The organism is Virgibacillus phasianinus (assembly GCF_002216775.1).
GTDB lineage: Bacteria > Bacillota > Bacilli > Bacillales > Amphibacillaceae > Virgibacillus_F > Virgibacillus_F phasianinus.
In genome coordinates, this window is the sequence record NZ_CP022315.1 from 2,665,379 (window position 1) to 2,677,827 (window position 12,449).

A 12,449-nucleotide genomic window follows, 5' to 3' on the forward strand; every position below is an offset into this window, starting at 1 on the left:
TTGTTTATTCAAGGATAAGGAGCGGACTTATGATTTATTTAGATAACAGTGCAACAACCAAACCAGATCCATCCGTTTTACAAAGTTACAATCAGGTTTCTGAACGGTTTTTTGCGAATCCGTCATCCATCCATCAATTTGGCGGAGAAGTGGAGAAGCTGTTGATAAAAGCGAGATCACAAGTGGCAGAAATTTTACACGTGCAAAACAATGAGGTCATTTTTACATCTGGTGGGACGGAAGGAAATAATCTAGCCATAAAAGGTATCGCCATGCAGCATCAGCAGCGTGGTAAACATATTATCACATCCCAGATTGAGCATCCCTCTGTTTATGAGGCATGCCAATCACTTGAGGAACTAGGTTTTGAAATAACTTATTTGCCAGTTAATAAGAATGGAGTCGTCTCCGTACATGAGGTATCAAGGGCGATTAGGCCTGACACCATATTAATTAGTGTAATGCATGTTAATAATGAGGTGGGATCAATCCAACCTGTTCAGGAAATAGGGGAGCTTGCGAAGAAATATCCTAAGCTGTTTTTTCATGTCGATCATGTCCAGGGTCTAGGCAAGGTGCCATTGCAATTAGCTGATAGTGGAATTGATTTATGTACAATGTCCGGGCATAAAATTCACGGACTTAAGGGAACGGGAATCTTATATATTGCCAGCAGAACTAGACTATTTCCATTATTTCATGGTGGAGATCAGGAAAGAAAAGTCCGTTCAGGTACAGAAAACTTAGCAGGTGCGGTTGCAATGGTTAAAGCCATTAGAATAACGAATGAACGGCAAAGGAAAAGCGCTGACAATTTGGCGGCTCTACGCGAAAATGTTATACATGGATTGGCTAAAATAGACAATGTTGCAATTAATTCTCCAGAAATAGCAGCGCCACACATCGTTAACTTTTCGGTGCTGGGATTGAAACCGGAAGTTCTCATTCACGCCTTAGGAGAGAAAGAAATTTTTATTTCAACAAAATCTGCTTGCTCTTCCAAACAGGATGACGAAAGCAGGGTGCTCGCTGCTATGGGCTTGCCCCGTGAACGAACGGTTTCCGGGTTAAGAATTAGTATGTCCTATGAGACGACTAAGGAAGAATTGGATAAATTCATGAAAGAAATAGAAATAGCAATTAAGCAATTGAAAAAAGTAGTGGGGTAGATAATCATGGAATTTGATCATATATTAATTCGTTATGGTGAAATGGCACTTAAGGGGAAAAATAGAAAAAGGTTTTACAGTAAGCTGCAGGACAATCTGCGGAAAGTGCTGGCTGAATTTCCTGAAGTAAAGGTGAAACGCACGCAAGGGAGAATGTTTGTCCATTTGCATGGTCATGATCCAATGCCTGTTATGGACAAATGTAAAGAAGTATTTGGTATTCAAAGTTTAAGTCTCGCCATTAAAATTGCTAATGACGAACAGGAAATCAAAGACGCAGCATTATATGCCTTGAAAAACAGTACAGGTACGAAAACCTTTAAAATAAGCGTTAAGCGAATTGACAAGAATTTTCCTGTAAGGTCACAGGAATTTAATAAAGATGTTGGTGCACATTTATTAGTTAATACGGAAGGTTATACGGTAGATGTTCACCATCCAGACTTAGAATTGAAAGTCGAAATTCGCACGGAAGCAACTTACATCACTTCAGAAGTCATAAAGGGTGCCGGTGGATTTCCTGTTGGGACATCTGGCAAATCCTTATTATTATTGTCAGGAGGAATTGATAGTCCTGTAGCCGGTTATTTAGCAATGAAGCGCGGTGTGGCAATCGAAGCAATTCATTTTCATTCTCCGCCATTTACAAGTGAACGAGCAAAACAAAAGGTCTTGGATTTGGCTTCTGAATTAACAAATTATGGTGCTACCATTAAATTACACATCGTTCCATTTACCAAATTGCAGCAGTTTATATATCAGGAGATGCCCGAACGCTATACAATGACAATTATGCGAAGAATGATGCTTCGAATTGGTGAGGCCATCTGTGAAAAAGAATCAATCCTTTCGATGACAACTGGTGAAAGTCTTGGGCAGGTTGCGAGCCAAACAATGGAGAGTATGAACTGTATTAATGAAGTAACAAATTATCCAGTATTACGGCCGTTAATTACAATGGATAAGCTCGATATAATTGACATATCAAGAAAAATAAATACGTATGACATTTCGATTCGTCCCTATGAGGATTGTTGTACAATTTTTGTTCCAAAAGCACCTAAAACAAAGCCAAAACGGGAAAAAGTCAACTATTTTGAATCCACTGCTGACTTTGCCCCACTTATTCAGGAAGCGGTCGAAGGAACTGAGATAATTACGATCACAAAAGAAAGAAAAGAAGAACAATACGAAGATTTGTTTTAATCTTTTTCGCGGTATGACAGGGATTAATAGTCCAATTAAAGAAGTTTCATTTTATAACCAACATCTACCAGAGTTTTTCATGAATGGTTTGCCTCCTTCCGACACACTATAAAGTTATCAAGGAGGTGAATTGACATGGCTAACAACAATTCAAATCAATTAGTAGTACCTGGTGTACAACAAGCTCTTGATCAAATGAAAATGGAGATTGCACAAGAATTTGGTGTGAATCTTGGCGCTGAAACAGCTTCTCGTGCCAACGGTTCAGTTGGAGGAGAAATCACTAAACGCCTAGTAACAATGGCTGAGCAACAATTTGGTGGAAAGTAACATAAAAAAATATAATCTTAATGGCTAAGCCGCCCCATCATGGGGTGGCTTTTATTAATGAGGCTGGGACAAAACTAAAATGTCCAACTCAAAAGACGAACGATCAAGGGATAGGAAGTTTAGAATGTTTCTTTACAACAATCGGATCTTAATAAGCAGTTGACATAAACTACTATCATGTTCGATGCCCTGTCACCGCTGCGGAAAACACTGCGCTTTCCGTGGGCAGCTGATGAGCCTCCTCGAGCTTACGCTCTCCGGGGTCTCATCTAGGCTTCTGCTCCCACAGGAGTCTCCGTGTTTTTCCTCCGCTAATATGTCATTAGACAACATACTATATAGCAAGTCCACTATTACGTGATGTCTTACGCTCCGGACGGTTGACTCCTGCTTAGAACAGCGCGAGCTGAAGACCCCGTAGAGTGGTTTTCTCGAGTTATCATGAACAAAAGTAAAGAAGCCAAAAATCGCTTCTCTTCTTAGAGTTTGCCAAAAATAGATCAAAATCCGGTGCAGGGTGGGGCCTTGACAGTTTCGTTCATATCAGGAGGCTGAAGCCGTGCCCGCGGAAAGCAACGGTCCGCAGCGGAAAACAATCCAGCGCATACTTTTTAGCTTTAAGTTTACAAAAACAGACAAGAAAAAATCAGAACTACTTCAAATTCTAACAAAGAATTTCGAATCATAGTTCGGATTTCTCTCTGGCTAAAACACTTTTGTCCCAGCCCCTTTATTAATGGCGTAAACTTCGCTAATACTGCCTGCGCATTTCTTTCCATTTTTCAGATAACATGATAACTTATTAATTAACAGGTGCGGAATGGGGGATTAATGATGGGAGATTTATGGTTTGGCGGTCACATTTATACCATGCAGCATGAAGGGGATGCAGTTGAAGCAGTTTATACAGAACGTGATAAAATCATCGCAGTTGGCACTTATGAAAAGTTGTACCATACCTATTTTAAAAGTATTGAGAATGAAATTAATTTGCAGGGAAAAACAATGCTGCCGGGATTAATCGATAGCCACTTACATATTTTGATGCATGGAGAAAAACTGCTGAGACTCGATTTATCACAGTTAAAATCTGCTGAAGAAGTAAAGGAGACATTACGGAATCGAACCGCTAATTTATCGGAGAATGAATGGTTAATTGGGGAAGGCTGGAATGAAAATCAATGGGATGATCCAATCATTATCCACAAATCCGAGTTAGATGAAATTTGTCCGAATAATCCGGTTATGTTAACACGTGTATGCCGCCACGCTCTTTTGGCCAATTCGTACGCAATAAACTTATCAAATGTTAAAGAGGATACACCCGATCCACAAGGCGGAATCATAGTCAGGGATGAGCATGACGAAATAACTGGTTACTTTCTGGATACAGCCCAGGATTTAATAAAGAGATCACTTCCAAGTGTATCAAAGGATTATTTGCAAAAGGTTATAGAAATCGCAGTCGATGATCTTGTTTCTAAGGGCGTAGTTGGTGGACACAGTGAGGACTTAAGTTATTATGGAAGTTTCGACAAAACATATCGGGCCTTTATTGATGCGATTGATGGAGTAAATACAAGGTTTAAAGCACATTTATTGGTTCATCATGAAGTCCTTCAGGATATGTTTGATCAAAATCTTGGCTGGGGTGATGGCACGGAATACGTTGAACTTGGTGCAGTGAAAATTTTCGCTGACGGTGCTATTGGGGGACGCACGGCTTGGCTGACAGAGGACTATAGTGATGATCCAGGTAATTACGGTGTCGCAATCTTAAGTTTAGAAGACTTGGAAAAAGTAATAAAAAAAGCTCGAAGCCATGGATTGCCTGTTGCTGTTCATGCAATAGGTGACCGCGCGGCAGAGGAAGTATTAAAAATAATAAATCGTCATCCACTTTCCAATGGAAGGCGGGATCGACTCATTCATGGGCAAATATTAAATGAGCGGGCATTGGAACTTTTGTCCAAATTGCCTGTCGCGGTCGACATACAACCGCTATTTGTTACTTCGGATTTTCCTTGGGCAATTGACCGTTTAGGGGAAGACAGACTGAAACTTGCCTATGCATGGAAAACGATGATGGATCAGAATGTACATTGTGCTGGAAGCTCAGATGCACCGATTGAAGAGGTAAGCCCACTACGTGGAATACAGGCAGCAGTTTTGCGCAGGGCCTCATTTGACGGGAAGATCTATTATCCGAACGAAGCGTTATCAGTATATCAAGCTGTTCATATTTATACACATGGAGGTGCCTATGCAATCAATCAGGAATCGACACGTGGCAGATTAATTGATGGATATGCAGCGGATTTTACCATTCTAGAAGAAGATATTTTTCAAGTTGAACCAGACCATATCCAAGAAATTGATATTGCCATGACGGTTATTGATGGGAAAATAGTTTATGAAAAAAATCCTTACTACTAATTATAGTAGTAAGGATATGGCTATAGGAATGTCCGCTTTACCCTGTCCCAATAGGAATTATTTTTCAGTTTGACCGTTTTGATTACTTTGTCACTCAGTGTAACAGTTATCGTTTTCACCTGTCGAGTCGGGTGTGCTTCATTATCCATGCCGATAATGGGATAACTGTTCCCGTCAGGTACTATATCAAGTGTCAGCTTACGATCCTTGTCCAAAACAAAAGAAGACCCAAGTGTCCGGTAGCGGTTATTATTTAATGATGCGAGCTCTGATACTTGGTAACATGGAATCCTTGGATCTAGAACAGCTCCATTTATTGATTTATTATACCCCGTACTGCCTGTCGGTGTTGCTACTATTAATCCATCACCACGAAAGGTTTCAAAGGGCTTATCATCAATTTTAACATCAATTACAATCGTTTTGATAATAGTAGAACGGACGCTTAACTCATTTAAACAATTAAAAGTTGTCTCACCATTATTCAAATCTGCCTCAATAACGGGAAAACGGCGAACCTCCATTTCTTCATGGGTCATGGAATGAAGAACCTCATTAAAATTATCCAAGTTAAAATCACAGTATAATCCTGCCTCATTTGACCTTGTTATTCCTGTATAAAGGCAATCCTGTCTGAAACCGGTTTTTCGGACAGCTTGCAAAAACGCACCATCACCACCAATGCTTACAATAATATTCGCCTTTTTTGGATCATCTATAATTGTAAAATCATTTTGTTTCGCTAAATCAAATAATGGTTGTAACTTTTCATTTGTTCCATGTCCATTTGGATGAAAAAAGTACATATTTCTTCGATTTGACATTGTTTCGTGGCCTCCCTGGAAACATATTATATCTTCATAGTATCATTTTTTATTCCCGAATCCTATGATAGTTGTTTTTGTATATAATTTGGAAAAAGTTACATACTAATTGAAATAGTCGTTTGTCTTTGAGGTGTTGTGTTGTTATGAATGTATGGTTAATCGTATTATGTGTGCTGATTGTACTTGTTACTTTTTTCTTGTTCTCCAAGATATACGTGTCTGTACATTATTATCTTCTTAACAGTAAACAACAGGCTTCTATTCAATTGTATTTTTTAAAAATTCCTCTTTATAGAAGGAACATTCATTCAACTGAACAGAAGGAACATGCTATATTCGAATTATTGAAGGATGAAAACAAACTTTCAAGTATGCTGCGTGAGGGAAAACTTTTCCTTAAAGGCACGAAAGCGGCATATCCAAATATATACTGGTTACTCAAAAAGTTGTCCTTTCACAAATTTGTTTGGCATACAAATGTAGGTGCTGGAGAAGCTAGTAGTACTGGAGTCTTATCTGGAGGTGTATGGTCACTAAAGGGACTGGCAGTTGCCCTTTTAAGACAAGTTAGTCACGTGGGCTGTGCCCTTCATGTAACGGTTAACCCGCTTTTTCAGCAGAAGCTGATTAATACGGAAATAAGTATGAAGTTTTCAATTCGACTGGGTCAAGCAATCTTAGGTGGATTAAAAATTCTCAGGTCGTTTTCAAAACGGGAAGATTTAACCATTAAATTACGCGAAAGGAAGATTTAAATGAGTGAACATCCTATACAAGGATTAATGACAACAGCCATGGAAAATATTAAGGATATGATTGAAGTAAATACGATAATAGGGGATCCGGTAGAATCTCCGGATGGAAGTATCATTATTCCGGTATCTAAGGTTGGTTTCGGGTTTGCAGCAGGGGGAAGTGAGTTTCAGCCGAAATCCTCTGGAGGAAGTGATTCCGATTCTGAACTGCCTTTTGGCGGAGGTAGTGGTGGTGGCGTTTCTATCACCCCGGTTGCATTTTTAATTGTAACTAAACAGGGAATTAAGATGGTTCACTTGGACGAAAACACACATATTTTTGAAAGAATGATTGACTTTGCCCCGCAAGTAGTTGATAAAATTCAACAACTTTTAAAAGAATCATCACAGGGTAATAAACAGAATCAACAAAAAGGTCAGCAGGGTAATCAACAACAGGGTCAAAATCAAAAAAACCAGGATAATGAACAGGAAAACCAGGGAAAGCAACAGTCCCATTCGAATTTCTCTATATAACATTTTAGGAAAAACCCTTTTGCTTAAGTTAGCAAAAGGGTTTTTTCCATACTTAATTTTGTACATCTACCAGTTGTATTTGATACAATGGAATCGCTAATTAGGTTGAAACGGAGGAAAGAGAATGAACAAGACAACAATTGAAGTGTTCTATGAATGGATTGATCATACAACTGAAATGATACAGCAACATAAAGATTTACCATATCTTGATTGTTTGGCACTAGTCTTAGAAAGCCTGTTAGAGCAGAATTTTAATGATGGAGCAAATTCCTTATTAACTAATAACATACAGAAGCAGTTGCAGGAAATGGATCTATCATCATTTTCATCAGATGACATTCGCAAAGCAACCCAACTGGCTATTTTAAAGGGGATGAAGGGTTCCACTCAACAACAACACGTTATGACCCCGGATACCATCGCCCTTTTGGCTGGATATCTCGCAGGGAAGGTCTTGGATAAACAAGAAAAAGTGCGTGTATTTGATCCAGCAAGTGGGACGGGTAATTTACTCGAGACGGTTATTCGTCATTTGGGGAAGGAAACAACCGGGTATGGCAGTGAAATTGATCAAACATTGCTTAAATTGTCCGTGGCTACTGCAAATCTCCAAAAATTGTCGGTTGACTTCTTCCATCAGGATAGTCTGCGTCCATTCCTGCTCGATCCAGTAGACATGGTTGTCTCGGACCTACCAGTTGGTTATTATCCAGATGATGTAAATGCGAGTCAGTATAAATTGCATGCTGATAAAGGCCATTCCTATTCCCACCATTTGTTTATTGAACAGGGAATTAATTACGTCCAAAGTGGTGGATATTTAATTTTTATAATTCCGGAATTTTTGTTTGATAGTGATCAGGCTGAACAGCTTCGTGCATATCTGCACGAATACGTACACATTGTTGGTGTCTTGCATTTACCGGAAAGTACATTCAAATCTAAAAACAATGCAAAAAGTATTTTAATCCTTCAAAAGAAGGGAAAAAATACAAGTGCTCCAAAACAGCCTTTACTGGTAAAACTTCCTTCCCTTAAAAATACAAGGGCAATGGAGGATATATTAGGACAAATGAATACCTGGTTTTCATCCTATTTAACAGACGAGCAGTAGACAAGGAGTTGTAAGATATGCAAATAATATTAGCAATAAATGCGGGCAGTTCTTCACTGAAATTCCAGTTAATTCGCATGCCGGAAGAAGAAATCGTGTGCAAAGGGTTGGTGGAACGGATTGGATTGCCGGATTCAATATTTTCAATTGAGGTAGATGGTAAAAAGGATAAAGAAGTAGTCGATATACCTGACCATGAAGATGCAGTTAAAAAGCTGATGGATAAATTAATTGCAACAGATACTATTCAATCATTCGATGATATTAATGCTATTGGGCACAGGGTTGTTCACGGTGGTGAACAATTTACAGATTCAGTCGTCATTACGGAGGATGTAATGAAAGAGATTGATAAAGCATCCGAATTGGCTCCCCTTCATAATCCTGCCAACCTTACGGGAATTCGTGCTTTTCAGGAAATACTGCCGAATGTTCCGATGGTAGCTGTGTTTGATACTGCATTTCACCAAACAATGCCGGAGAAATCGTATTTATATAGTTTGCCATACGAGTATTATGAAAAGTACGGAATCCGCAAATATGGCTTCCATGGCGCTTCACATAAATATGTATCAGAACGGGCGTCCGAAATGCTGGACATTCCCTTAAATAAGTTAAGGCTTATTTCCTGTCATCTCGGAAATGGTGCCAGTATCGCTGCGATTGAATACGGGAAATCAATTGATACATCAATGGGTTTTACCCCATTGGCTGGCGTAACAATGGGGACAAGGTCAGGGAATATTGATCCGGCATTGATTCCATATATAATGGAAAAAACCGGACAATCCGCCGATGAGGTACTCAATGTATTAAACAACAAGAGTGGGATGCTGGCCTTATCTGGATTCTCAAGTGATTTGCGTGATATAGAGCAACAGGCGGAAACAAATAATCGTGCCAAGCTAGCATTAGAAGTCTTTGCTGCAAGAATCCATAAATATCTTGGGTCTTATGCCGCAAGAATGTCTGGTGTAGATGCAATTATTTTCACAGCGGGTGTTGGTGAAAACAGTGATATAATCCGTGAAAAGGTATTAACAGGATTGGAATTTATGGGAGTATACTGGGACCCCTCCTTAAATCGTATCAGAGGAAAGGAAACATTTATTAACTATCCACATTCACCAGTAAAGGTTATGGTGATTCCAACGAATGAGGAAGTGATGATCGCCCGCGATACGGTTCGTTTAACTGTATAATTGAATTGATGCTGAAAGAGGGTGAGAGTATGTCAGTTGCTGATCACAAGTCAAAAGAGCTTCAACTAAAATGTATGGTCATCTCTGTTAGTGATACACGGAATAAAGAAACTGACAAAAGCGGTAGGCTTATATCCGAACTATTGGAAATTTCCGGTCACCGCATTGACACTATGGAAATCGTTCCGGATGAAAAAGGGAAGATTAGACAATTGATTAATGAGGGTAAGGAAAATCCTGATATCGATGTTATCCTGACAAACGGCGGAACGGGGATTGCTTATCGGGATGTAACAATCGAAACCGTCAAACCCCTTTTGGATAAAGAAATTCCGGGGTTTGGTGAAATTTTTCGTTCACTAAGCTACTCGGAAGATATCGGCTCAGCGGCTATTTTGTCCCGGGCAATTGCAGGTATAGCAAATCATACTGCAGTATTTTCGATGCCTGGATCATCTGGTGCCGTAAGGTTAGCCATGAACAAATTAATATTGCCAGAGCTCTCTCATGTAGTTAATGAAATACAGAAGGATATTTAATCAAGGAGGCTGGGACAAAAATGTTTTAGTCAAAGGGAAATTCCGAACTATGATTCAAAATTCTTAATTAGAATTTGGAGTAGTTCGGATATTTTTCTCAGCTGTTTTTGTAAACCTTACCGCTAATTGTTTATAAATTGTGACGTAACTAAAAATCATGTTTGGTGGTCCAGCGGCCACTCTGGAAAAACACTGCGCTTGCCGTGGGCAGCTGATGAGCCTCCTCGAGCTCTCGCTCTATTAGATCCGACCTGAAAAAGTAACGTTTTAAATTATCTATCCTATGGCCGTTCGTCTTGTGGGTCAAATATTTTAGCTATGTCCCAGCTTTTTTATTTATTTATCTAACGACCAGTACGTCACATTTGGCATAACGTGTTATATTTTCAGATACACTGCCTATAAAGAAACGTTCTACAGTACTCATTCCTGTTGCTCCACAGATAATTAAATCGGCTTCAAAGCCTGGCGCTATTTCCTTGGCAATTTTAACTTTAGGGGATCCATATTCGATACATCTAACGATATCGGTAACTCCGGCTGCTTTAGCCTTTTCCATATACGCATCAACCAATTCCTTGGCATAATTTTCGGCCCTTTCCGCAAGGGTCCTGTCATAAGCCTCAGCTGTAGCGAATGTTCTGGAATCAACAACATGGGCTAAGATAAGCCTTGCATTATTCCGCTTTGCAATATCCAATGATTTTTTAAAGGCAATCTCAGAGGCATCTGAACCATCAACAGCTACCACAATATCTTTGTATTCAAAATCCACTTTTCAGTTCCCCCCTTTCCTTTTACCTAGAACATACCCTTTTTTTATTAACTGTAATCAGGCATATTTGGAAAAAATTAAATTACAAGAGTTCCTGCATTAAGGACAAGCTAAAAGATGGAGGTGATACACTTGGGAAAAAAACAAACTCAAACATTGCGTGAAGATAAAAAAGGCATTGCAGTTGTTCAAAACCAGTTATTTGAGAGCTATCAGAGTGGTGTAGTAGAGGATCAATTGCACAATAACAAGAACATTAATTATTTTAATAACCAGAAGAAATAACCCTGATACTTCCCAAATAAAACCTCTAGACGAAATTGACCCACTTTAACAAAGGTGGGTCAATTTCTAACTATATTATGAGAGCGCTATCATATTGATGTTATAATTTATGTATATTTGATAAAATAAATGTAATGACGACAAGCGAGGAGGGTACCAAATGAGAATTGGTGTTCCAAAAGAAATAAAAAATAATGAAAATAGGGTTGCAATGACACCAGCCGGAGTACTAACATTGAGAACTGCCGGGCACGAGGTGTTTGTTGAATCAGATGCTGGACTTGGTTCAGGTTTTGCAGACGAGCAGTACCAGGAAGCTGGAGCTCAAATCGTTTCAAACGCTGCAGAAGCTTGGGAGCAGGAAATGGTTATGAAAGTAAAAGAACCTCTACCGGAAGAATATTACTTTTTCCGTGCGGGATTAATTTTGTTCACTTATTTACATTTAGCGGCAGAGCCGGAGTTAACAAAGGCGTTGATTGATAAAAAGGTTGTTGGTATAGCATATGAGACCGTCCAGCTTGAAAACAAGTCACTTCCTCTTTTGACCCCAATGAGTGAAGTTGCTGGACGTATGGCGGCCCAAATAGGTGCACAATTCCTGGAAAAACCAAAAGGTGGTAAGGGAATACTTCTGGCTGGCATCCCCGGTGTCGAGCGTGGAAAGGTTACTGTAATCGGCGGTGGGGTTGTCGGTACAAACGCAGCAAAGATTGCAATAGGACTTGGTGCTGATGTAACCATTGTCGATCTTAACCCTGAGCGATTACGTGAATTGGACGATATCTTTGGTTCGTCAATCAATACATTAATGTCAAATCCGATGAACATAAAAGAGGCTGTTGCCGAATCCGATCTTGTTATTGGTGCAGTGTTAATTCCTGGAGCAAAAGCCCCGCGTCTGGTAACAGAGGAAATGGTAGAGGCTATGCCTGATGGATCTGTAATTGTTGATGTTGCAATTGACCAAGGTGGAATATTTGAAACAACCGATCGAATTACAACACATGATAATCCAACGTATACAAAGTATGGTGTTCAGCATTACGCAGTTGCGAATATGCCTGGTGCTGTCCCGCGTACATCGACTATCGGATTAACGAATGTTACCGTTCCTTATGCGTTGCAATTAGCAAATAAAGGCTATGTCGAGGCCTGCTTAGATAATGCCGCATTACGAAAAGGAATTAATACCTTGGACGGTTTTGTAACATATAAAGCCGTTGCTGAATCCCATGATCTTCATTACGATGAAGTGGAAACACTTCTGCAAAACAAATAGGAAGCTGTGC

At 39.5% G+C, this 12,449-nt stretch carries 13 protein-coding genes; 11 read left to right on the forward strand and 2 right to left on the reverse strand.

Going from position 1 to position 12,449, the window contains the following annotated elements; genetic code table 11:
- Positions 1–29: 29 nt before the first annotated feature.
- The 4 genes from CFK37_RS12720 (at position 30) to CFK37_RS12735 (ending at position 5,141) form a co-directional block, all read left to right on the forward strand.
- Positions 30–1,169: a cysteine desulfurase family protein gene (locus CFK37_RS12720; protein WP_089062203.1), complete on the forward strand. Its 1,140-nt coding sequence runs from the start codon at positions 30–32 to the stop codon at positions 1,167–1,169.
- A gap of 6 nt (positions 1,170–1,175) precedes the next feature.
- Positions 1,176–2,375, forward strand: a complete 1,200-nt coding sequence (thiI, locus tag CFK37_RS12725) for a tRNA uracil 4-sulfurtransferase ThiI (protein WP_089062204.1) — start codon at positions 1,176–1,178, stop codon at positions 2,373–2,375.
- 135 nt (positions 2,376–2,510) lie between these two features.
- Positions 2,511–2,705: an alpha/beta-type small acid-soluble spore protein gene (locus CFK37_RS12730; protein WP_089062205.1), complete on the forward strand. Its 195-nt coding sequence runs from the start codon at positions 2,511–2,513 to the stop codon at positions 2,703–2,705.
- Positions 2,706–3,536: 831 nt separating this feature from the next.
- Positions 3,537–5,141: an amidohydrolase gene (locus tag CFK37_RS12735; RefSeq protein ID WP_342746708.1), complete on the forward strand. Its 1,605-nt coding sequence runs from the start codon at positions 3,537–3,539 to the stop codon at positions 5,139–5,141.
- Between the two features lie 20 nt (positions 5,142–5,161).
- Here the strand turns inward: CFK37_RS12735 and CFK37_RS12740 are convergent, their stop codons facing one another.
- Positions 5,162–5,965: an NAD kinase gene (locus CFK37_RS12740; protein ID WP_089062207.1), complete on the reverse strand. Its 804-nt coding sequence runs from the start codon at positions 5,963–5,965 to the stop codon at positions 5,162–5,164.
- Positions 5,966–6,111: 146 nt separating this feature from the next.
- On the opposite strand from CFK37_RS12740, the gene CFK37_RS12745 reads away from it, so the two are divergent.
- The 5 genes from CFK37_RS12745 to CFK37_RS12765 all read left to right on the forward strand — a co-directional run bounded on the left by CFK37_RS12745 (position 6,112) and on the right by CFK37_RS12765 (position 10,097).
- The gene (locus tag CFK37_RS12745; RefSeq protein WP_089062208.1) at positions 6,112–6,723 is read left to right on the forward strand and encodes a DUF2953 domain-containing protein; all 612 of its coding nucleotides are present in this window, start codon (positions 6,112–6,114) and stop codon (positions 6,721–6,723) included.
- Complete coding sequence (gene ytfJ / locus CFK37_RS12750) at positions 6,724–7,239, forward strand: GerW family sporulation protein (protein WP_089062209.1); 516 nt, start codon at positions 6,724–6,726, stop codon at positions 7,237–7,239. It abuts the gene before it with no gap.
- A gap of 124 nt (positions 7,240–7,363) precedes the next feature.
- A complete protein-coding gene (locus tag CFK37_RS12755) occupies positions 7,364–8,356 on the forward strand; it encodes a class I SAM-dependent methyltransferase (RefSeq protein ID WP_089062210.1) in 993 nt (330 codons plus the stop codon).
- Between the two features lie 17 nt (positions 8,357–8,373).
- On the forward strand, positions 8,374–9,558 hold the full coding sequence (locus CFK37_RS12760) for an acetate kinase (protein WP_089062211.1): 1,185 nt from the start codon (positions 8,374–8,376) through the stop codon (positions 9,556–9,558).
- Positions 9,559–9,587: 29 nt separating this feature from the next.
- Positions 9,588–10,097: a MogA/MoaB family molybdenum cofactor biosynthesis protein gene (locus CFK37_RS12765; RefSeq protein WP_089062212.1), complete on the forward strand. Its 510-nt coding sequence runs from the start codon at positions 9,588–9,590 to the stop codon at positions 10,095–10,097.
- 340 nt (positions 10,098–10,437) lie between these two features.
- On the opposite strand, the gene CFK37_RS12770 is transcribed toward CFK37_RS12765, so the two are convergent.
- Positions 10,438–10,872: a universal stress protein gene (locus CFK37_RS12770; RefSeq protein ID WP_089062213.1), complete on the reverse strand. Its 435-nt coding sequence runs from the start codon at positions 10,870–10,872 to the stop codon at positions 10,438–10,440.
- 132 nt (positions 10,873–11,004) lie between these two features.
- Here CFK37_RS12770 and CFK37_RS20190 point away from each other — a divergent pair, with 132 nt between their 5' ends.
- Positions 11,005–11,157 (forward strand): hypothetical protein, encoded by a 153-nt coding sequence (locus CFK37_RS20190; RefSeq protein ID WP_172840429.1) that lies wholly within the window; start codon positions 11,005–11,007, stop codon positions 11,155–11,157.
- Positions 11,158–11,317: 160 nt separating this feature from the next.
- The gene (gene ald, locus CFK37_RS12775; RefSeq protein ID WP_089062214.1) at positions 11,318–12,439 is read left to right on the forward strand and encodes an alanine dehydrogenase; all 1,122 of its coding nucleotides are present in this window, start codon (positions 11,318–11,320) and stop codon (positions 12,437–12,439) included.
- Positions 12,440–12,449 lie beyond the last annotated feature (10 nt).